Origin of the sequence: Gynurincola endophyticus (genome assembly GCF_003991195.1) — a bacterium.
Taxonomy (GTDB): Bacteria; Bacteroidota; Bacteroidia; order Chitinophagales; family Chitinophagaceae; genus Gynurincola; species Gynurincola endophyticus.
The window spans coordinates 215,310-237,174 of record NZ_RCWL01000004.1; the positions used below are offsets into that span (position 1 = coordinate 215,310).

Consider the following 21,865-nt stretch of genomic DNA (forward strand, 5'->3'; position numbering starts at 1 on the left):
GCAGATTTTTAAGATAAAAGGAATGATTCGTTTTGTTGAAAAAGAGGAATATTATTGTTCTGAGCAAACGTATGACAAGAGTTTACAAAGCTAAAATCATTAATGATTTTTTTCATTGCATTGATATCATCGGCAAAAATTCTGTCTTCTTCAGCAAAGCTCACAAACTTACGTACATATTCATGTGCATGTTCTAACAACGGCGAGCTTTTCAGCGGGCGCCTGAATTCAATGGCCTGTGCGGCACAGAGCAATTCAATCGCTAATATGTTTTCAAGATTATCAATGATCTGATTGAGTTTTCTACCACTGATACTTCCCATCGAAACATGATCTTCCTGCCCTAGCGAAGTAGGAATACTGTCTGCGCTTGACGGAAAACACAATGACTTGTTTTCGGTAACCAGTGCGGCAGTTGTATATTGCGGAATCATAAAGCCGCTGTTTAAGCCAACTTTATTCATTAATAACATCGGTAATCCCCACTTTCCTTCGAGCAACAGATAGCATCTTCTGTCAGCAATATTTCCTAACTCAGCTGCGGCAACAGAAGCATAATCTAATGGTAAAGCCAGAGGTTGCCCGTGAAAGTTTCCACCTGATATGGTATCGTTGGCGGCGAGGATAATCGGATTATCGGTCACAGAATTCAATTCAACAGTCGTGAGTTCTTTTAAGTGCAACCATGCATTACGCGAAGCGCCGTGTACCTGCGGCATACATCTCAGGCTGTATGGATCCTGTACTCTTCCACAATCTACATGGCTTTGCATAATTTGTGAAGGCGACAGAATATTCCATAATCTGTGTGCTACATAGGTAGTACCGGCAAAAGGACGTAGCTGATGCAAACGCGGATCAAACGGTGCTTTTGTGCCTGTTAACGCTTCAAGGCTCATAGCGCCGATAAAATCAGCTGCTTCAAGACAGTAATACAAACGTTGAACTGCTTTAATAGCAAACGATAAAATAAACTGAGTTCCGTTGATGAGCGCGAGCCCTTCTTTCGGCCCCAGTTGTAAAGGCGACAGATTAAATTTCTTTAGTATAGTCTGAGCCGGATAAGTTTGTTGCTGATACACTACTTCTCCGTGACCGATCAATGGTAAAAATAAATGAGATAATGGAGCGAGGTCACCCGAAGCGCCCACACTACCCTGTTCAGGAACAACGGGAATTACATTTTCCTGAATATGCCATAAAATACGCTCCAACGTTTCTAAACGTACCCCGGAAAATCCTTGTGCCAAAGCATGTACTTTGGTGATCAACATAATTTTTGCAACTTCTACCGGAATAGGTTTACCTACTCCTACCGAATGGCTTTGTAAAATTTTATGTTGTAGCAGGCGCGTGTCTTCGGGAGAAATTGCCTGATCAGCCAGAATGCCGAAACCGGTATTGACACCATAGACGGTTCTGCCTGTTGCAACAATTTCATTCACCGCATTTTCACTGGCTTTAATTTTTCGAATCGATTCATCAGAGAAACCGGCCATCAAATTTCCGGAAGCAATGTTTAATACTTTATCAATTGACAAGTGATCTACTCCATAATGGAACATAACGTAAGATTTATTTAGATTCAAAAACCTGATATTGTTGTTCAAGTCTGTTCAACAAAGATTTTTCAGCCAACGCGCTTTCAATATTCAGTAAGGCTGGTAATAATTTTTCAACGAGTTCATTGTTTTCTACCAGGTCAGTCATGGTTTGCTGTAATGTGAGCCATACCGGTTGAATTTGCAGCAGGCGTTGTGTTCCTTTAGCAGAGAGTGTTACCTGTTTTGCACGGGCATCAGTGGCAGAAGTCTGTACTTTCAGGTATCCTTTCTGTTGTAAACTGGTTACCAGCTGGCTTACTGCCGAGTGTGAAACCTGCAGTGTATCTGCAATTTCTTTAATAGTGAGTTTGTTTTTCCGGCCGAGCAGATAGAAGATCGGAAACCAGCTGGCGTCAAACTCCACTCCCAACTGTAGGTAAAATTTGTTAACATCATTGAGGAAAGTGTCGCTTAATCTTTTCAAGCGGGTTCCCAGAATAAGATAGCCCAGGTCTTGGTAAAAGTTCATTTATATAAGTGCTTATATATTTATATCAAATATAAAAAAATCCCGAATCATTTCAAAAAAGTAAAATAAGGGAGGTACGGCAGGCGTGTTAGAAACGAATGTGGGTTATTCAGGAATGATCAGAGCCGAAAGAAAATACAGCTCCTTCTAATAAAATACTCTTTTTTCAGATATAATACAAATATGATATATAATAATACTTATATGGTTCATTAGCATACCGATGAATAGATGTCAGAAAGAGTGGTTGATTATTTGAATAAATGTCTCTCAATCGTAAAAACCACATAAAAAACAATAAACATTGCATGTATTTGGAAAGAAATAGTGATTCGTTTGAAAATTATTTATAAATTACTTCGATTTTATCAAAGACATACATCAAAACTAAACGATTATGAAATCAAGCTTATATGGAAAGCTTTCCTTTATGATGTTTTTAGAGTTTTTTATCTGGGGTGCCTGGTTTGTGACTTTAGGAACTTTTTTGAGTGCGAATTTACAGGCTGACGGATTACAAACGGCTAAAGTATTTTCTACACAGTCGTGGGGAGCCATTATTGCTCCGTTTATCATAGGAATGATTGCTGACAGATATTTTAACGCTGAGCGAATTTTAGGTATCCTGCATCTGGCCGGAGCCGTTTTAATGTATCAGATGTATAGTTCGCCGGATATCAGTTCATTTTATCCATATGTTTTTGCTTACATGATTTTATATATGCCAACTTTAGCATTGGTAAATTCTGTTTCATTCAGACAATTAACCAATCCTGAAAAGCAGTTTTCAAATATCAGAATCTGGGGAACGATCGGTTGGATCGTAGCAGGTTTATCCATTTCATATGTTTTCCATTGGGACTCAACAGAAGGAGCATTAAGAAATACTTTCCTGATGGCAGGCATTGCTTCACTAATTTTAGGTCTTTTTAGTTTTATATTGCCTAAAACACCACCGGCAAAAGCTAATACCGGTGAAAAAACATCTTTTGCTTCTATTATCGGTTTAGATGCTTTAAAGTTATTGAGTAATAAAAACTTTTTAGTATTCTTTATTTCATCTGTATTGATTTGTATTCCACTGGCATTTTATTATCAGAATGCCAACCTGTTCTTAACACAAATAGGATTGGAAAACCCAACCGGTAAGATGACGATCGGCCAGATTTCAGAAGCATTATGTTTATTATTACTACCGGTATTCTTCAATAAATTCGGTTTTAAGAAAACCATTTTAGTGGGAATGCTGGCCTGGACACTCCGTTATGTTTTATTTGCATACGGTAATGCGGGAGATGCGGCCTTCATGTTAATTCTGGGAATTGCATTACATGGTATTTGTTATGATTTCTTTTTTGTATCAGGACAAATTTATACCGATGCAAAAGCTGGTGCTCAATACAAATCTGCAGCACAAGGTTTAATCACATTGGCAACTTATGGTATAGGTCAGTTAATCGGATTCTGGGTAGCAGGCCTGGTTACCGAGCATTACAGTGAATTAGCAAGCCAGGTAGATGTATTCTGGAATAAAGTATGGATAGTACCTGCAGCTTTAGCAGCAGTCGTATTTGTTATCTTTGCCTTATTCTTTAAGAATGAAAAAGTATCAGGCGAAGCTCATTAATATATTTTTATTCAATAAAAAGCCCCCAAAAGTTGTCTAACTTTTGGGGGCTTTTGGTTTAAGCAGCTGCAATTGATTGAAAAACTTTTACCGTCAGTAATAGTAACACTTTAAATTATTGTGCGGTTGACAATTGCTGTACATAATCTTTATTTTCAGTTACCACTACTATATAATACAATTTAGAAGTTACGGCAGGTAATTGATAATAATTATCAGCGTTTACTTTCCATTGTTTCACAAGTTTTCCTTCAATATTAAAGAGTTTAATCGTCTTTATGGCTTGTTGATCAATACCGCTGAGTTTAAAATGAGTAACTGCCGGGTTAGGAAACAATAACAGCTTACCGTCGGCAACTGCTATCTGCACCTTTTGAATTTTTGACAAATTTGTATCCCCGTTTTTCCATTTCACAGTAATCTGATAAGTATGTTCACCTGCCTGACTAACAAAATCGGTGTAACCGTAGGTTGAAACATTATTAACCGCTTTGATTTCAGCGATATTTTCTTTGATGTTGCTATTCGGCCGGGTACGTTCAATAACAAATCCTTCAACAAGGTCGATACGGATGACCTCCCACGAAAGTGCTACTTTATTACCATTACTTACCGGCGGCAGAACTTTCAATTGTTGATTCAGCAGTGCTGACGGATGAATCGTTTCACTAACGAATTGTGTAAGATTGTAAACAGGGGCCTGTATGCCTTTATATTCAAAAATCTGTACTTCATAACTTTCCTCCGGTTCTAAACCTGTAATAGAAATAGTTGTATCTGAACCTGAATAAATCACATAAGAACTGTTGATTACATCACCCGCACCATAATAATTATTACCGGTATAAACCAGATATTGTTGGGGCAAATTGTTTGGCGGGCCTATTACCACCAGCCTTTTTACGCCTTCAGCTGCAGCATTCAGTTGAAGAACGATATGCTGGCCTTCTGCCTGTACTTCTTTTAACTGAACTGCAAGTACCGGCGGATGAATAGTAGACGCTGCGGTTTGATATAAAAGTTGGTGGGCATATATCATTTCATTGTTACTCAGGTTGTATTCTACCACAGTAAAATAATAAGTAGTTGAATGGTTGAGTGCCTCTACCCAAACCGAATCAATATCACCGGCTGCAATAATGTATGCTTCCTCTGACACCTGTGTTCCTGAACCGAATACCGGTTGAGCATTTAAAGTATCAGTAATGCCGGGCAAGGCGTATGTATTCAGCAAATTTTTTGAGGCAATAATCAACCTTCCGGTACCGTTGCCTTTGTTAAAATATCCCTTAATGGCATTGCCCTCTACAGATTCAATGATTAAGGATGAGCTCGCCAGAGCCGGAGCAACCACTTCATTGTAACGATAAGGAACTGTATTAAACACGTGTTCAAACATACCGTTATACTCATATAAAGCGTAGTAATAGGTAGCCTGGGGGTCAATATTACGAACATTTATGTTTGTGGAATCTCTTCCTCCTGACAAGTATACAGCAAATTCATTCGTTCCTGTTTCAACATCACCATATACTTCGTTATAATGAAAATATTCACCATCGTTAGGTATAAAATTAAAAACAGAATCTGTACTCATGAGCAGTACTCTTCCCATTCCATTACCCGGATATATTGTCAATTGTTTTTCGTTGCCGTTAACTCCTCTTATCTTAACTGAACCTTTTACAGAAGGTGCTTCATATACCGGCTCTATGATTGTATCGGTCGGATCAACCAAGACATTTTCTTTCACCCTCAAATCAGCTGCATCAAAATTTATTTTGTAATAATTGGCCAGATTATAAACAGGATTATCTACCCCGTTTAATTCCCATATTTTCACATAAACCTGTTTATGATTAAAAAACGGTTGTAAAGAAATGGCAGTATCCTTACCGATATAAGCAATAACTCCATCCGGATCATAAGGATTATAAGCATAATCATACCAGTCTCCAACAGTATATTTTTGAAACTGTACGGGTTTCCAATCAGAAGGTTCTTCTAATGAAATCAATATTAAACGTGATTCATTTTGTGCAGGAGGAGATAGTTTTATGTTAGCAGTCGGGTTACCGAGCCGCCCTTCCCGTATCCACCATTGTTTAATACGAACATCACCATCTGGTAACCCAAGCGTAGCAACTGTAAAACTTAAAGGGTTTTCTTCGAGTACTAACCAATGATCAGCATTTCCGGTATCAATATTTACCTCGTAAACTTTAATATAGTAAGATGTACTGGTATCAAGATTATTTAATGTAAACTGTTCACCGGCAGTAAGCCCGACCAGATAAACTCCTGGCTCTACTTCATTGCCTTCACCATAATTACTGTTTGCCTCTAAACTGTTAATTGAGTTAAAGTCGATACTATAATTTGCATTTTTCCCTGCAAAAATAATACGGTGCGACCCATCACCTTTGGTAAAAGAGAACTTTGCAGACTTTCCATCAGGTTGTGTATAAATGAAATCAGTAGCAGGAATAGAAGGAGTTGTTAAGAGAGGTGGTTCTACCTCTCCTGTATCAACAGGTGTTACCGGAATATGATAAACATTTTCCCACACTCCATTATACTCATACAGTGCGAATTGATAAGGTATTCCCGAACTGAGATTGGTAATTGTTATATCAACCGGCTCCAGCGCACCTACCCTATACAGAATAGAATGATGGGGATCTGGCTGAACTGCTCCCATCTGAGTGCTGAAACTATAATAAGTAGAGTCAGCGGGTTTCCAGCTAACAGTATCATTTGCACGGGCCACGAGCATCCGACCAACACCATTTCCGGGATGTAATCTTAATTTAACAGAACCCGCTGTACTATCCAATACCTGAATAGACCCGTTTTGAGTAGGCGGAATGGTTGGATGCTGAACAATTGTGTCGGTAATATCTGCTGGAGGCGGTAGTTTCCAGCGAACAGAGGCCGTATTAAAACTGATATCATAAAAAGTATCCGTATTATATACCGGTGATTCATAACCGACATAATCAAACACTTTGATGTAAATCTGCTTACCGCTAAACATTGGCATCAAAGACAGGAAGTTTAAATTACCTGCACCTAAAATAATATATTCTTCATATGTATATTGATAAAAATAATCATACCAGTTATCACTCTGTGTATATTTTTGATATTGTACCGGTGTAAAATCAACCGGATGATCTAAACTGGCTACGACGAGGCGGTTTTTATTAACGGCCGGCTCGTGAAAGTAAAGGTTAAGATAATAGGAAGCCAGGTTAGACTCTCGTCCCCATATGAGATTAAACTTTGAATTACCTTCAGGAATTGTTATAGAAGGAATATTTATAGAAGCTACCTCTGTTGTATTATATAATGGGAAATCGTTATTCTGATCGAATTCAAATATTTTAACGGTATAACTTGAGTCGTACACGAGCCCTTCAATCATTGAACTGGTAAAATCTCCCACACTTAGAATAAATTCATCAATAGCAACCAATTGTCCTGTTCCGAAATATCCCCCGGTATAATTAACACCATCTACCGGAACAAAATCAATGACTGTTTTTTTTGTACCGACGATCAATCGTTTATTTCCATTTCCGGCAGTAAAGCTCACCTGTGCAAACTGGCCTTCCCTTTTACTTAAAACCACATTACTAACACCTCTGTCAGGGCGTTCATCAGGTAAATTTTGATCAGTACCGGTATGATAAAGAGGTAGAGAAAAAACCTGTTCATTTGATAAAATATTATCAGCAAACCTAACAGGTTCAATATTCGTATTAAACGCAATAGCAGCAGTTAGTAAAAAATGGAGTAGCATTTTAATCAATAGGTTCTAAGGTTATGTTTGAATACAGTAAATTTACAAAATAAAAATGGACATGCTTTCATTTTAAGCATGTCCACTAATAATCAAAACATTATATATAATATCTTATAATTTCAAATCGGTGATAATACCATCAATGCGGGCTTTTAATTCTTTATAGATCTGTTCAAAAGCTGTAGCGTCGGGTAATCTTTCATTTACACTAAAATAGAATTTGATTTTTGGTTCTGTACCGCTTGGGCGTGCAGATATTTTACTGCCATCGGCCAATATAAATTGTAACACATTCGATTTAGGCAACGTGATCGGCCATTCCTGACCTGTTTGCAAATTCTTACCTTGTTGTAACTGATAATCTAATAATTCTACAACATCTGATCCATTAATTGTTTTAGGAGGATTGGTTCTGTATCCTTCCATCATTTCAGCAATTTCTTTCTGACCATTCATTCCTTTTTTGGTGATACTGATGAGGTGTTCGAGGAAGAAACCATATTGAACATAAAGGTCAATCAGTTTGTCGTAGAGAGAACGGCCTTTATCTTTTTCATATGCTGCCATTTCGCAAAGAAAAGCAACTGCTGATACAGCATCTTTATCTCTTAGCTGGTCGCCAATCATCAATCCATAACTTTCTTCGCCCCCGATAACATAATTTTCTTTGCCTTCTTTCTCTTTAATTAATTCAGCAATCCATTTAAAGCCGGTGAGCACATTGTAACAGGCGATATTGTTTTGTTTGGCAATTTCATCAATCATTTCGGTCGTTACAATGGTTTTAACCACCATATCATTCGGTTGAGCAATACCTTTTACTTTTCTGGCTTCAATCATATAGTTGAAAGCCAGTACAGCCGTTTGATTACCATTCATCAGCACCCACTCACCTTTATTATTTTTGATAGCAATACCCACTCTGTCTGCATCAGGATCTGTACCTAATAAAATATCAGCATCCAATTCTTTTGCTTTTTTTAACCCGATGCTCATTGCTTCAGCTTCTTCAGGATTAGGATAAACCACCGTTGGAAAATTACCATCGGGCGTAGACTGCTCTTCAACAATATGAACATTTTTAAATCCGAAGCGGCTTAATACTTCAGGAACCATCGTAATACCTGTTCCGTGAATAGGAGTATATACAATTTTCAAATCACTCTGACGAGCAATTACCTCAGGATAAATTGACAATTTCTTAATGGCATTGATATACGCTTCATCCATTTCTTTGCCGATGATTTCAATGTTTGCTTCTCCGCCTGTCCACAAAACCTCATCAGTAGAAGTAATTTTATCTACTTCGGTAATTACATTTTTATCATGCGGAGGTACTAACTGACCGCCATCATTCCAATAGGCTTTATAACCGTTATATTCTTTAGGATTATGTGATGCAGTACAAACAACGCCTCCCTGGCAACCTAAATGACGAATTGCAAATGACAATTCAGGAGTAGGACGAAGTGCTTCAAATAAGTATACTTTAATACCGTTTGCGGCAAAAACATTTGCAGTAATTTCAGCAAACTTTCTTGAATTATTTCTACTATCGTGCGCAATCGCTACTTTAATAGCCTGATCAGGATAAGCTTTTTTCAGATAATTTGAATAACCCTGCGTAGCAATCCCAACAGTATATTGATTTATTCTGTTGGTACCCACTCCCATAATTCCTCTTAAACCGCCGGTGCCGAACTCTAAGTTTTTGTAGAAGGCATCTGCAAGAGTAGTCGGATCACTGTCAATCATCTGCTTAACAGCAGCTTTTGTTTCTTCATCAAATTTACCATTGATCCAAATATTGGCTTTTTCCAAAATCGCTGCTTCCATTTGAGGTTATTTTTGTTAAAAATGTTGCGCTAATATAATAAACAATACTTTTACTTTAAAATCCGGAACTCCCGGAGGTTCTGTATATTTGATCCTTTGGAAATTTAATGCCATGAAAACAAATATCCGCTTCAGGGTGAAATTAACTCTATTATTCTGGCTTTTATTGTTCAACAGTGCTACAATATTTGCGCAATCTGATACTATCGCTCCCAAAAAAAACCTGCGAAAATGGGGTGTTGCAGCAGGGCATGCCGCCACCTGGACCGGTGCTTTTATTGCATTAGATCAGGCATGGTATGCCAACTACGAAAAAGATAAGTTCCATTTTTATAATGATAATAAAGAATGGTTACAGATGGACAAATGGGGTCATATCTGGACAGCCAATCAGCTCTCCCGTTTTTCAACGGAAGCCTGGAAATGGAGCGGAATGACCGATAAACAAAGTATCTGGCTGGGAGGAATCAGCGGCTGGGCCTTCCAATCGGTGATTGAGATTCAGGATGGCTTTTCAAAAGAATGGGGATTTAGCTGGGGCGACATGTTAGCCAATACAATCGGTTCGGCTGCTTTTGTAGCTCAGCGGCTTACCTGGCAGGAAGAACGTATTACTTTTAAACTCAGTTATACTGCTCAAAAATGGAATGATCCTATTCTCAGCCAACGATCAGACGAACTCTTCGGTACCGGTATCTCAGAAAAACTGTTGAAAGATTATAATGCCCAAACCTATTGGGTAAGTGCTAATATACATTCGTTTTTTCCGGATTCGAAGCTCCCCAAATGGTTAAATATGGCGTTTGGTTACGGTGCAAAAAATATGTTAGGAGGATATCATAATGAATTCACATTGAAAGATGGTACCAGCTACAATTATAATCACCTGAAGAGAGAACGTATGCTGTATTTATCACCGGATATTGACTTTACGCGGATACCTACACAAAAAAAATGGCTCAAGGCCATTTTCTTTACAATGAATATGATTAAGATGCCGGCACCTGCCCTTTCGTTTGCACAAAGATCAGGATGGAAGTGGCATTGGATAGCATTCTAATGGAGAAAGAAGAGTAGAGAGTTAAGTTTCCGGATTACGAAAAGACCACCCTCCATCAATTCTTAATTCTTAACTATTAATTATTAATTTATTCCATGTACGCTCCTTTCACCTCATCTTCTTCACATTCTACCTGAATATGATCCTGTAAGGTAGTGGCCAGTGATAGCCCTACATAATCCGTTTTAACGGGAAATTGTTTATGGGTTCTTTCTACTAACGCCAATGTCTGAATTTTTTTAGGCTGATGAGGTAAAAATGCCGAAAGCGCCCACAAAAGTGTTTTTCCTGAGTTGGAAACGTCATCAATCAGTATAACAACTTTATTACTTAAAGAGCCGGTTTCGCTCAGTACCACCGTATCCGGTTGTTTTTTATTTAAACGAACATTCAACTGTGAAATCAGAATGGAAGGTTGTATATTTTTTAAATGATGGGCAATCGTATTTGCTATGGCAACACCAGTTTCTTCAATAGACGCCAATACAATTTCTTTTTCATCAATATTATTTTCCAATATTTCGTACGCCATCCGCTCTAACTTCTTTTGTGCGGTAGTGGTATCTAAAATATAATTCCTGGCCATAGTGGTTAGTTATTTGGTCAAAACTAATAAATAAAACAGTTTGTCGCTTCAGTAATTTCAATCAAAATAATTACAAATACAACAACTTTCCGGGGTTATTTTTACCTAACAATGACAATATCACTTATCTTAGCATACTAAAGGACATCACATGACCTATTTGTTACAATTTTTATTCATTGCGATATTTGCTGTTGCCGTTGGTTTGTTTTCAAAAAAAGCAAAACATATCTGGCAAAATATCCGCCTGGGCAAGGATGAAGATTTTAGTGACCAACCGGCAAAACGCTGGAAAAACACTTTGTTACTGGCATTCGGTCAAAAAAAGATGTTTAAAAATCCACTGGTAGCACTGATGCACTTTGTGGTATACGCCGGTTTTCTGATTATCAATATCGAGATGTTGGAAATCGTTTTAGATGGTGTATTGGGTACACACCGCTTGTTTGCGCCTTATATGGGCGGCTTTTATAGTTTTCTGATCAATGCCTTCGAATGTCTGGCAGTAGCGGTAATTGCGGTATGTGCCATTTTCTTAATCAGAAGGAATATCCTTAAAATAAAAAGATTTCTGTCGAAAGACCTGCAGGGCTGGCCCCGTTCGGATGCCAACTTCATCTTAATCGGCGAGATTATTCTGATGTGTTTATTCTTAACGATGAATGCAACCGATACACTACTTCAATCACGCGGGGCTGCTGGTTACAGCGAACACCTGACTGGTAATTTCATCGTTTCACAACATTTACATGGTATATTCAGTGGATTATCTGACGGTACCTTAATGACAATTGAACGTATGGCATGGTGGATACATATTGTAGGTATATTAGCCTACTTAAATTATCTGCCCTATTCTAAACACCTGCATATTATGTTAGCATTTCCGAATGCTTATTTTGCACGTTTAGAGCCGCAGGGTACCATGAAGAATATGACATCTATACAAAATGAAGTACTTTATGCAATGCAACCCGAGCTTGCTCCCACTGATGCAGTGGCTCCCGATAAATTCGGCGCAAGGGATGTAATGGATCTGAGCTGGAGAAATTTGTTAGATGCTTATAGCTGTACAGAATGCGGCCGGTGCTCGGCAGCCTGTCCGGCAACCACTACCGGCAAACTATTATCACCACGCAAAATAATGATGGACACCCGCGACCGCCTGGAAGAAGTGGGTAAAAACATTAGAACAAACGGCAGCTTTCAGGACGACGGCAAATCTCTTTTACATAGCTACATAACAGTGGAAGAACTTCGCGCCTGTACTACTTGTAACGCCTGTGTAGAAGAATGTCCGGTAAGTATTTCACCGTTAGAAATCATATTAGAGCTCAGAAGGTCGCTTGTAATGGAAGAATCAAACGCGCCACAGGAATGGAACAATATGTTTTCAAGTATTGAAAACAATTTTGCTCCATGGAAATTCAGTCCGGACGATCGTGATGCCTGGATAAATTCATAATTCTTTTAAAGCCGGGTTTACGGCAGTAATATATAGTAATCCCTGTTGCTTAGTTAAAAGCAGCAGGGATTTTTATTTTACCACCAGTTGTCTTCTTGATGTCGAACCAACGTTTGTGTAAAATATTGCGGTTGCAGAAAATCGTAATAGTACATCCGTAATAGATTTTCACCAATCACAATCTGTGTAACGCAGGCATTGATGTTTGGCTTTAAAACAGGATATTCATTTGCCTGTACCTGTTTCTCTTCTCCGAATCTTTTATGTATTGCCAATACCAGTTCAGGCAACTCAAATGAAGGATTCTCAATCTGCTGAAAAAACTTAGCACTCCGTAAAGCAATCAGGTCGCCTGTAGAAGTATAAACAGACTCCCAATAATGTGCTTTCTGATTAGACAAACTACGTTCAGTCAGTTCCTGTCCATTCCAGTAAAATTCAATTAAATCATGCTCCAGGCAAAGAATTAATACAAAAGGCTCAGAGGCACTTAATACGGTAGATTTTATAACACTCAAAGGCTCCGGAGAGCGCATAACTTCGTACAGAAACTTATATAAGCCGTGAAAATTACGCCCCGGCTCTTGCCGGTAAAACTTAGCAGCCGGCAGAATTGCTCCTACCCATCCTTTTTCGTGCAGAATCAACCATGAACCTACAACATTTGCATCTTTCGCATACAAAAGTTTTCCGGAAAGTTCATTATAGATTTTTGGGGAAGTCAGACTTCCGGGTAATTGTTTTTCGAAATTCATTGTAAGGATCCAATCCTTACCGTGAGGCACAAAAGTGATAATGCTCATAATTATTTATTAAATAATAAAAATGAGCGCATGAGAGAGATCGCTTTGGGAAATAAGTAGTCACCGTGAGTGTATCGAAATTAATCAATGGGAATGAAATAAACAAGTTTCAAACTCAATCATTTTATTTTGCAAGTAATGACAAAAATTTGAACAAACCACCTTCTACACTCGTTTTTATAGAGGTTTTACAGTAGATTTACAAAAATTTTAGGCATGCAAATAGCAACAATGGCTGAACTTGCGGCAAGTGGAAAACAGCCGGAAGTTTTATTTTGGGTAGGATGTGCCGGAAGCTTTGATCAAAGGGCGCAGAGAATCACGAAAGCATTTGTTACCATTTTAAACAAAGTGGGTATTGATTTTGCCATTTTAGGAAAAGAAGAAATGTGTACCGGCGACCCGGCAAGAAGAGCCGGCAATGAATTTATGTTTCAAATGATGGCGTACCAGAATATTCAGGTGCTCAATGGTTACGGCATTAAAAAAATTGTAACAACCTGTCCTCATTGTTTTAATATCTTCAAAAATGAATATCCGGTTTTAGGAGGTTCTTATGAAGTTATTCACCATACAACCCTATTACAGCAACTGATCAACGAAGGTAAAATCAAGCTGAAAGAAGGTGGTTCATTCAAGGGAAAAAAAATTACTTACCACGATTCCTGCTATCTGGGACGAGCTAATCATATTTACGAAGCCCCCCGCCAGGTATTGGAAGCCCTTGATGCGGAGCTGATTGAAATGAAACGTTGCCGTAGTAAAGGCCTTTGTTGCGGAGCTGGTGGTGCGCAGATGTTTAAAGAAGAAGAAGCCGGTAATATCCGTATCAACATTGAAAGATCTAAAGAAGCTGTAGCCTCTGATGCGCAGGTAATTGCTTCTGCCTGTCCTTTCTGTAACACAATGCTTACAGATGGGGTAAAAAAAGAAGAAAAAGAAGACTCTATACAGGTCATGGATGTTGCTGAATTGGTAGCAGCATCTTTAGCCGATTAATTCAAGTGTGAAATTTAAAGTGATGAATTGGGATTATAAACGTTTACTTCCGGAAGACTTTAGCGATCAGTCAAGAGTTTGGATTTACCAGGCTGCCCGCTTGTTTACCATGTCAGAAGCACTTCATATTGAAGATGTATTAAATGATTTTGTAGCAAAATGGAATGCACATGGTGAACCGGTAAAAGGTTATGCCAATCTTTTATTCGGACAATTTATTGTTCTAATGGCTGATGAAACCACTACTACCGTTAGTGGTTGTAGCACAGATAGTAGTGTAAGAGTTATCAAACAAATTGAGGCAGCTACAAATGTAAAAATGTTTGACAGACTCAATCTTGCTTTTCAGGTAAAAGATAAAATACAAATGCTACCAGCTTCTCAGGTAGAATATGCCTTAGAACATGGTTTTATCAACTCAGATACCATCTACTTTAATAATACGGTTCTAAACAAAAAAGACCTCGAAGAAAAATGGATGATTCCATTAAAAGATAGCTGGTTAAGAAAATATCTTGGATAATATAAAAAAGACACCGATTGTATAAACCGGTGTCTTTTTTTATATTTTATGAGTATGTGTAATTAGAGTTTTTATATTATCAGAAACCATAAATTTCTACCAGCTTAGCATCCAGTTTCGGTGTTTCATCTGTTCCGAAATAACGTCCTACAATTATTCCTGCCGGATCAATCAGTAGCTTTAAAGGATAACCTTCAACAGCAAAAGACTGCCTGAGGGTATCACTTGATAAAATATGTTTCCAGGTATCAGTTCCGTCATCGATAACTGCCTTTCTCCACAGATCAGGAGTCTCTTCATCTGCAGCAATACCCAGTATGGAAAAACCTTTACCCTGATACTTTTTGAACAAAGCTTTTATGTGTGGAGTTTCCTGTCTGCAGGGAACACACCAACTGCCCCAAAAATCTACCAGTAAATAATTTCCTTTGTAATCGTTTAGCGACAGTTTACCTCCATTTAACTCCTCCCCTTCAAATACATAAGCAGGCCTGTTGATACTTTTATTATATTCTCTGACAGGCCGGTCTGCTACTTCCTGTTTTATTTTTTTTCCATAGAAACTATTTCTTATGGCAGGAGTGATTAATGAATCTAATGCTAACAATGAATCAATAGAATACTGTTGTACACCCCATATAAAGAAATACATTGCGGTGTAAGAACCTGGATTTTCTTTTAGAAAACTATACCGGAATTTTTGGAGATTGTTTATAAAATCTTCATCCCGTGGAATTTTTGTTACGATATCCTGATAAAGCAACAACTGATCATAAGACTGCGATCCGGAGACTTTCCCTTTTTCAAAATGATTTTTTTGCAATTCTATATTCATCTTACCGGGCTCTATAAAAATTGCCATCCAGTTAGGATCACCATCTGACCTGTCAACCACTGCCCCTCTTAAAAAAGCTACCGTAGGTTGCGGAAGTTCTCCCTCAAACACAAATTTACCATTGGTTAATCTCACAGAATCTTCGATCTGTTGTTCCGTTTCGTTTAAAAGAGCATATGTTAACGATACCCAACCCGTATCCTGTTCTTTGATATGCCCACTTAAAACAAATGTTGAAGGAGATGATTCCGAGCAGGATAATAGGTAAAACATGGAGACGGCTGATAAAATAATATTCCTGATTTTCATTAAGAAAGGTTTAGTATAATAATAAAACATACATAAGGCAGGATCAGGGTTTTGAACAAACTTTACCTTTACTATCTGTTTCCTGATGTCATTAACACTTCACCCGGCCTCATCAGTAATAGATGATCACTGTTATATTCAACAAAATATAAAATCAACAGTAAAGATAATTTTCATACTATGCAGGAAAGTATCAACGGTTTTCTTTTGCCACAAAATACTGATGGGGGTCAATCGATTTAGGATTAACCTGGCCATAAGTACAATACTCAGGTTTGTAAAAAATCATATCTGATTGATTTTCATTTAATTTTACAATCCTTTTAAAACATAATAAGCGGTTAAAAGCTACCAGTTCATTAACCGACGGCTAACCGGAAAAATTACGATTCTATTACACAGAAAATATTAAAATCTGCTGACAACCTGTCATTAAACCATAATTTTCAGCTATATTTGCCTTTCAAATTTATTAAGGACGATGTTGGACGTAACTACACAGAAAATACAGGATGAAAGCCGTCAGGGAGAAGCGTATGCTCCATTTGAAAACGACCCGAACAACTATTCAAAAAAATTCTATATCGAAAGTTATGGTTGTCAGATGAACTTTTCTGATAGTGAAATCGTAGCTTCTATTCTTGCTGATTCAGGTTTTGGCGCTACACGTAATTATGAGGAAGCTGATTTGATTTTGTTAAATACCTGCTCTATCCGTGAAAAAGCAGAACAAACTGTTCGAAAAAGATTAAATGATTTACGAAAAGTAAAAGATAATAACCCGGGTGCATTGATCGGTGTTTTGGGCTGTATGGCCGAGCGTCTGAAGGCCAAACTACTGGAAGAAGAAAAACTGGTAGACATGGTGGTAGGCCCTGACGCTTACAGAACCTTACCCGGCCTGGTAGAAGAGGCAGAAACAGGCCAGAAAGCGGTAAATGTTCTGTTAAGCCGTGAAGAAACCTATGCAGATATTTCTCCTGTACGTTTGGATAGTAATGGAATTACTGCTTTTGTGAGCATCATGAGAGGTTGTAATAATATGTGTTCTTTTTGCGTGGTACCATTTACAAGAGGAAGAGAGCGTAGCAGAGATACACAGTCTATCATAGCAGAATGTAGAAATTTATTTGAAAACGGTTATAAAGAGGTGACGCTTTTAGGACAGAATGTAGACAGCTATTACTGGTTGCCCAATTCTCCTGAAGCAGTAAAGCCCGTTACCTTTGCTGAGTTATTAGAGCAGGTAGCTTTAATTGACCCCGATTTAAGAGTTCGTTTCTCTACTTCACATCCTAAAGACATTACAGATGATGTATTGTTTACAATGGCGAAGTACGAGAATATCTGTAAATATATTCATCTTCCGGTACAAAGCGGATCTACGAGAGTATTACAACTAATGAACCGTACCTATACCCGTGAATGGTATCTGGCAAAAGTGGATCGTATTCGTGAAATTATGCCGGATTGTGGCATCAGCTCTGATATCATTGCAGGTTTTTGTACAGAAACAGAAGAAGAGCACCAGGATACTTTGAGCCTAATGGCTTATAGCAAATATGACCTGAGTTATATGTTCTTTTACAGTGAACGCCCCGGAACACTGGCTGCAAGAAGATACACGGATGATATTCCGGAAGAAGTTAAAAAAAGAAGACTGGATGAAATCGTAAAACTTCAAAACCAGATGAGTCTGGAGAGCAATCAAAAAGACCTGGGCAAAACATTTAAAGTTTTGATTGAAGGTAATTCGAAAAAAAGCGATGCCGACTGGAAAGGCCGCAACAGTCAGAACAAAATGATCGTATTCCCTAAAACTAATCCTTCCCTTACACCTGGTAGTTATGTGAACGTATTGATAACAGAGTGTACCGGCGCTACTTTGATAGGGAATATAGTGGACTAATCATTCCACTTCACAACATTTTGAAGGGTAAAAATTAATTGAGTAATGGATATTCAATCAATAAAAAATCGTTTCGGCATAATAGGAAATTCTCCTGGCTTAAACTATGCACTGCAGGTAGCAGCGCAGGTGGCAAATACTGATTTAACGGTTTTGATTCATGGAGAAAGCGGTGTAGGTAAAGAAGTTTTTTCTCAAATTATACATTCACTGTCGGCAAGAAAACACAATTCATTTATTGCCGTAAACTGTGGTGCGATTCCTGAAGGAACAATAGATTCAGAACTATTCGGACATGAAAAAGGTTCTTTTACCGGAGCAGTAGATGCACGTAAAGGATATTTCGAAACAGTTAACGGAGGTACTATTTTTCTTGACGAAATCGGCGAAATGCCATTGGGCACTCAGGCCCGGTTATTACGCGTACTTGAAACCGGTGAGTTTATCAGAGTTGGTAGTTCGAAAGTGCAGAAGACAGATGTTCGTGTAGTGGCTGCTACCAATAAAGACTTACTGGAGTTAACTCAAAAAGGAAAATTCAGAGAAGATCTTTATTATCGTTTGAGTACAGTACCAATCAGAGTACCGTCTCTGCGCGACAGAAAAGAAGACATTCCTTTACTATTCAGAAGATTTTCGGTTGACTTCTCTGAAAAATATAAATCGGCTCCGATTCAATTATCTGAAGAAGCAAAGGAATTACTGGTGCATTATCCGTGGCCCGGTAATATCCGTGAATTAAAAAATATAGCTGAACAGATTTCTGTTTTATCAGAGTCGAAACAACTCAATGCACAGGATCTGAGAAAGTTTTTACCAGATCGCAATGAGAACAGGTTACCAATGGTTTCGCATCAAAGCGGATTCGGTACCTCCAATACTGACTTTTCTAATGAAAGAGAGATTTTATATAAACTCTTTTTTGATATGAAAAAAGATGTAACCGAGTTAAAGAAGCTTTTTTTTGAGATCATTCAGAATCCCGGCGCCGATCTACATACGGCACCAATATTCAATGAAGTCAGTAATAACGGTACTGAACTGTTGCCGTCTAACTATACGGCTCCGATCATGAATACCCCCACCTCTGCTCCGGTAGTGTTACAGGCGGGTAATGATATTCAACAACATGTTGAAGTAGAAGAGTCATTGAATATCATGGATAAAGAAAGAGAATTAATTCAAAAAGCTTTGCGTAAACACAAGGGAAAACGAAAAGATGCTGCCAGTGATTTAGGCATCAGCGAACGTACCTTGTATCGTAAATTAAAAGAATACGACATCAAAGAAAATCAGTAAGAATGAAATTACTACATATATTCATAGTAGCCCTTATTCCTGTAGTATTCACACAGTGCTATACATTTAAGGATGTGAGTATTCCTCAGGAAATACAAACAGTAAGGGTAAATATCTTTGAGAACAGGGCACGTTACGTAAACCCGCAACTGGCTCCTCAGTTAACGGAAAGGTTAAGACAAAAAATCAATAACCAGACCCGTCTTAAACAAACCGAAGACTCTGATGCCGATTATGATATCTATTGTAAAATAACGAATTATTCGGTGAGCACTTCGGGTATTTCGAATCAGCAATCCGCCTCAAACAGGCTTACAGTGAATGTACAGATAGCTGTAAAAAACAACAAAAACGCAAAAGAGAATATCGACGCCACAGCTCAAACCCAGATTGATTTTGCAGCCAGTCTGAGCTTACAACAGGCAGAAGCGAATCTGATGGAAGACATCCTAAGAAACCTGACCGACGAAATCTTTAATAGGATCTTTTCTAAATGGTAATCAATGCAACAGCACACTCAAACAATTATTCAACAGTTTTTCAAAAAAGATAATTTGTCGCAGGTAACGGAGGAAGAACTCCAAACCTTAATCGATAAATATCCCTATATGGGCATAGGTCATTGGCTGAAAGCAAAACAGTCTGCCGAAGACGGTACTGCCGATGCTTTATCAGCCAGTCTTTATACCAATAACCCCAGCTGGCTCTATTTCTCTATCATCAGCGAGTTTGACGCGCCGGTTGCTACCACAACAACATCTGTTGTAGCAGAACAGGCGGCTGAAGAAGTAAAACCAACAATAGCAGCAGCAATTGAAGAGCCTGCTGAAACAGCAGTTCAGGCAGAACAGGTGGCAGAAGTGTCTCTGAAAACTGAGGAGCAAAGTCTGGTATTTGAACCCTATCATACCATTGATTATTTCGCTTCGCAGGGCATAAAACTGCAAACGGAAGACTACAAAGATAAACTGGGTAAACAGCTTAAAAGCTTTACCGAATGGCTGAGAGATATGAAAAGAATTCAGCCAAAAGAGCAGGTAGAAGTATTGGAAATCAGGAATCCTGCCCCCCGGGAAGATTCTAATAAATCCGTTACCCCGCCTGAAATTATAACAGAAACAATGGCTGAAGTTTGGGTCAAACAGGGTAACAAATTGAAAGCAATTGCGATATACGAAAAATTAAGTTTGTTGAATCCCAACAAAAATCATTATTTTGCAAAAAAAATAGAACAATTAAAAGGCGCATAATATGTCAATCTTATTTCTTACTTTAATTATCATTGTGAGCGTTTTCATCTCCATTTTGATTTTAGTACAAAATCCAAAAGGTGGTGGTTTAGCAGGTAATATCGCAGGTTTTAACTCTCAATTCATGGGCGTACAACAAACTTCTGATATTTTAGAAAAAGGTACTTGGATTTGCGCTGCAATCATTGGCGTATTGTGCTTGTTCTCTTCTTTCTTTATCACAGGTTCAGGTAGCGATGTCAGAGAATTAAAAGGTCAGCCAGAATTCAATACAACAGCTCCGATTCAGGATCAACCATTAACATTACCTGAAAACACTGTTCCATTAGAGCAAACTCCAGCACCAGCTGAACAATAATATTGTTTTCATACGTTTTTATAGTAGCCCTGTCGTTCAGACGGGGCTTTTTATTGTAAATCCGGCGTTTTTTTAGTATCTTAAACCTAAGCACTCTATCAATCCATGAAAAAATTTTTACTGGGAGTAGTTGCACTCCTTCTTATTCTGGCCATAGGTATTTATATTTTCCTTTTCACCAGTACCACCCGTTTTGATGAACCCAAAAAATATTTATACATTCCTACCGCTTCGAATCATTATTCACATATTATACAAACACTAAAAGACAGTCAATGGGTACAATTTCCGGCACTGTTTGATCTTTGGGCTAAACAAAGAGATTTACCTGCTGAAGTTAAACCCGGAAAATACGCCATTGAAAAAGGCAATTCTGTTCATCAGATTGTACAAAAACTGATCAACGGCCAACAAGAACCGGTTAATCTTGTGATTACCAAACTCAGAACCAAAGCTCAGTTATCAAGGCTTATCGGACGGCGCCTGGAAAGCGATTCCGCTACAATGATGAAATTTTTAAATGACGCTGATGAAATCGAACGCTATGATGTAGATACGAATACTGTAATGTCACTGGTATTACCCAATACCTATACCTATTATTGGAATAGTAATCCGGTACAGATATTCGACAAATTAAAAGCAGAATACGACCGCTTCTGGAATACAGAGAGGAAATCAAAAGCTGAAAAACTTGGCCTCACTCCTACTACAGCCTATATTCTGGCCAGTATTGTAGAAGAAGAAACCAATGCCAACGATGAGAAAGATACTATTGCCAGTGTTTACCTGAACCGTATTAAAAAAGGCCATAAATTGCAGGCAGACCCAACAGTAAAATTCGCTTTACAGGATTTTAGTCTTACACGTATCCTGCACGGTCACTTAACAGCAGAATCACCTTATAACACTTATCGTTATGCGGGACTCCCCCCCGGCCCCATTTGTACCCCCAGCTTAAAAACACTGGAAAAAGTTTTAGAAGCACCGGAAACGGATTACTTTTACTTTGTAGCAAAACATGATTTTTCAGGCCGTCATACATTTGCTGTTACCTACAGCGACCACCTGAAAAATGCAAGATTGTTTCATAAGGCTTTGAACGAACGACAAAAGGCTAAGTAA

General features: G+C 38.3%; 18 protein-coding genes. 11 read left to right on the top strand and 7 right to left on the bottom strand.

All coding sequences use genetic code 11. The annotated features are described in order from the left end of the window. Window positions 1–8 precede the first annotated feature (8 nt). On the bottom strand, window positions 9–1,565 hold the full coding sequence (hutH, locus tag D9O48_RS09880) for a histidine ammonia-lyase (protein WP_126972807.1): 1,557 nt from the start codon (window positions 1,563–1,565) through the stop codon (window positions 9–11). Between the two features lie 10 nt (window positions 1,566–1,575). Then, on the bottom strand, window positions 1,576–2,073 hold the full coding sequence (locus D9O48_RS09885) for a MarR family winged helix-turn-helix transcriptional regulator (protein ID WP_126972808.1): 498 nt from the start codon (window positions 2,071–2,073) through the stop codon (window positions 1,576–1,578). A 397-nt stretch (window positions 2,074–2,470) separates the two neighbouring features. Here D9O48_RS09885 and D9O48_RS09890 point away from each other — a divergent pair, with 397 nt between their 5' ends. Then, the gene (locus tag D9O48_RS09890; protein WP_126972809.1) at window positions 2,471–3,700 is read left to right on the top strand and encodes a nucleoside permease; all 1,230 of its coding nucleotides are present in this window, start codon (window positions 2,471–2,473) and stop codon (window positions 3,698–3,700) included. Window positions 3,701–3,815: 115 nt separating this feature from the next. On the opposite strand, the gene D9O48_RS09895 is transcribed toward D9O48_RS09890, so the two are convergent. Together D9O48_RS09895 and D9O48_RS09900 are read right to left on the bottom strand one after the other, a co-directional pair. Continuing rightward, window positions 3,816–7,505 (bottom strand): T9SS type A sorting domain-containing protein, encoded by a 3,690-nt coding sequence (locus D9O48_RS09895; protein ID WP_126972810.1) that lies wholly within the window; start codon window positions 7,503–7,505, stop codon window positions 3,816–3,818. Between the two features lie 114 nt (window positions 7,506–7,619). Continuing rightward, window positions 7,620–9,344 (bottom strand): phospho-sugar mutase, encoded by a 1,725-nt coding sequence (locus tag D9O48_RS09900; RefSeq protein WP_126972811.1) that lies wholly within the window; start codon window positions 9,342–9,344, stop codon window positions 7,620–7,622. A 112-nt stretch (window positions 9,345–9,456) separates the two neighbouring features. On the opposite strand from D9O48_RS09900, the gene D9O48_RS09905 reads away from it, so the two are divergent. Then, window positions 9,457–10,404, top strand: coding sequence for a DUF2279 domain-containing protein (locus D9O48_RS09905; protein WP_126972812.1), 948 nt, complete (start codon window positions 9,457–9,459; stop codon window positions 10,402–10,404). 88 nt (window positions 10,405–10,492) lie between these two features. On the opposite strand, the gene D9O48_RS09910 is transcribed toward D9O48_RS09905, so the two are convergent. Then, window positions 10,493–10,990, bottom strand: a complete 498-nt coding sequence (locus D9O48_RS09910; protein ID WP_126972813.1) for a phosphoribosyltransferase family protein — start codon at window positions 10,988–10,990, stop codon at window positions 10,493–10,495. A 151-nt stretch (window positions 10,991–11,141) separates the two neighbouring features. Between D9O48_RS09910 and D9O48_RS09915 the strand changes: the two genes are divergently transcribed. Then, window positions 11,142–12,455, top strand: a complete 1,314-nt coding sequence (locus D9O48_RS09915; protein WP_126972814.1) for a (Fe-S)-binding protein — start codon at window positions 11,142–11,144, stop codon at window positions 12,453–12,455. 77 nt (window positions 12,456–12,532) lie between these two features. Here the strand turns inward: D9O48_RS09915 and D9O48_RS09920 are convergent, their stop codons facing one another. After that, window positions 12,533–13,258: a hypothetical protein gene (locus D9O48_RS09920; RefSeq protein WP_126972815.1), complete on the bottom strand. Its 726-nt coding sequence runs from the start codon at window positions 13,256–13,258 to the stop codon at window positions 12,533–12,535. A 216-nt stretch (window positions 13,259–13,474) separates the two neighbouring features. On the opposite strand from D9O48_RS09920, the gene D9O48_RS09925 reads away from it, so the two are divergent. Both D9O48_RS09925 and D9O48_RS09930 read left to right on the top strand, forming a co-directional pair. Next, entirely contained in the window at window positions 13,475–14,257 is a 783-nt protein-coding gene (locus D9O48_RS09925) for a (Fe-S)-binding protein (protein WP_126972816.1), read from the top strand. Between the two features lie 22 nt (window positions 14,258–14,279). Beyond that, window positions 14,280–14,780, top strand: coding sequence for a hypothetical protein (locus D9O48_RS09930; protein WP_126972817.1), 501 nt, complete (start codon window positions 14,280–14,282; stop codon window positions 14,778–14,780). Window positions 14,781–14,859: 79 nt separating this feature from the next. On the opposite strand, the gene D9O48_RS09935 is transcribed toward D9O48_RS09930, so the two are convergent. Beyond that, entirely contained in the window at window positions 14,860–15,924 is a 1,065-nt protein-coding gene (locus D9O48_RS09935; protein ID WP_158624863.1) for a TlpA disulfide reductase family protein, read from the bottom strand. Between the two features lie 481 nt (window positions 15,925–16,405). Between D9O48_RS09935 and miaB the strand changes: the two genes are divergently transcribed. The 6 genes from miaB (at window position 16,406) to mltG (ending at window position 21,865) form a co-directional block, all read left to right on the top strand. Continuing rightward, complete coding sequence (gene miaB / locus D9O48_RS09940) at window positions 16,406–17,833, top strand: tRNA (N6-isopentenyl adenosine(37)-C2)-methylthiotransferase MiaB (RefSeq protein ID WP_126972819.1); 1,428 nt, start codon at window positions 16,406–16,408, stop codon at window positions 17,831–17,833. A gap of 45 nt (window positions 17,834–17,878) precedes the next feature. After that, complete coding sequence (locus D9O48_RS09945) at window positions 17,879–19,132, top strand: sigma-54 interaction domain-containing protein (RefSeq protein WP_126972820.1); 1,254 nt, start codon at window positions 17,879–17,881, stop codon at window positions 19,130–19,132. A gap of 2 nt (window positions 19,133–19,134) precedes the next feature. Continuing rightward, window positions 19,135–19,632, top strand: coding sequence for an LPS assembly lipoprotein LptE (gene lptE, locus D9O48_RS09950; protein WP_126972821.1), 498 nt, complete (start codon window positions 19,135–19,137; stop codon window positions 19,630–19,632). Between the two features lie 3 nt (window positions 19,633–19,635). Continuing rightward, entirely contained in the window at window positions 19,636–20,382 is a 747-nt protein-coding gene (locus tag D9O48_RS09955; RefSeq protein ID WP_126972822.1) for a hypothetical protein, read from the top strand. 1 nt (window position 20,383) lies between these two features. Continuing rightward, window positions 20,384–20,740 (top strand): preprotein translocase subunit SecG, encoded by a 357-nt coding sequence (gene secG, locus D9O48_RS09960; RefSeq protein WP_126972823.1) that lies wholly within the window; start codon window positions 20,384–20,386, stop codon window positions 20,738–20,740. Window positions 20,741–20,845: 105 nt separating this feature from the next. Then, entirely contained in the window at window positions 20,846–21,865 is a 1,020-nt protein-coding gene (gene mltG / locus D9O48_RS09965; RefSeq protein ID WP_126972824.1) for an endolytic transglycosylase MltG, read from the top strand.

Coding starts and splice junctions, on each gene's coding strand:
- mltG (WP_126972824.1), top strand. CDS start 20,846: ATGAAAAAATTTTTACTGGGAGTAGTTGCACTCCTTCTTATTCTGGCC.
- D9O48_RS09905 (WP_126972812.1), top strand. CDS start 9,457: ATGAAAACAAATATCCGCTTCAGGGTGAAATTAACTCTATTATTCTGG.
- D9O48_RS09895 (WP_126972810.1), bottom strand. CDS start 7,505: ATGCTACTCCATTTTTTACTAACTGCTGCTATTGCGTTTAATACGAAT.
- lptE (WP_126972821.1), top strand. CDS start 19,135: ATGAAATTACTACATATATTCATAGTAGCCCTTATTCCTGTAGTATTC.
- D9O48_RS09900 (WP_126972811.1), bottom strand. CDS start 9,344: ATGGAAGCAGCGATTTTGGAAAAAGCCAATATTTGGATCAATGGTAAA.
- D9O48_RS09910 (WP_126972813.1), bottom strand. CDS start 10,990: ATGGCCAGGAATTATATTTTAGATACCACTACCGCACAAAAGAAGTTA.
- D9O48_RS09930 (WP_126972817.1), top strand. CDS start 14,280: ATGAATTGGGATTATAAACGTTTACTTCCGGAAGACTTTAGCGATCAG.
- D9O48_RS09885 (WP_126972808.1), bottom strand. CDS start 2,073: ATGAACTTTTACCAAGACCTGGGCTATCTTATTCTGGGAACCCGCTTG.
- D9O48_RS09955 (WP_126972822.1), top strand. CDS start 19,636: ATGCAACAGCACACTCAAACAATTATTCAACAGTTTTTCAAAAAAGAT.
- D9O48_RS09890 (WP_126972809.1), top strand. CDS start 2,471: ATGAAATCAAGCTTATATGGAAAGCTTTCCTTTATGATGTTTTTAGAG.
- D9O48_RS09935 (WP_158624863.1), bottom strand. CDS start 15,924: ATGAAAATCAGGAATATTATTTTATCAGCCGTCTCCATGTTTTACCTA.
- D9O48_RS09915 (WP_126972814.1), top strand. CDS start 11,142: ATGACCTATTTGTTACAATTTTTATTCATTGCGATATTTGCTGTTGCC.
- hutH (WP_126972807.1), bottom strand. CDS start 1,565: ATGTTCCATTATGGAGTAGATCACTTGTCAATTGATAAAGTATTAAAC.
- D9O48_RS09945 (WP_126972820.1), top strand. CDS start 17,879: ATGGATATTCAATCAATAAAAAATCGTTTCGGCATAATAGGAAATTCT.
- miaB (WP_126972819.1), top strand. CDS start 16,406: ATGTTGGACGTAACTACACAGAAAATACAGGATGAAAGCCGTCAGGGA.
- D9O48_RS09920 (WP_126972815.1), bottom strand. CDS start 13,258: ATGAGCATTATCACTTTTGTGCCTCACGGTAAGGATTGGATCCTTACA.
- D9O48_RS09925 (WP_126972816.1), top strand. CDS start 13,475: ATGCAAATAGCAACAATGGCTGAACTTGCGGCAAGTGGAAAACAGCCG.
- secG (WP_126972823.1), top strand. CDS start 20,384: ATGTCAATCTTATTTCTTACTTTAATTATCATTGTGAGCGTTTTCATC.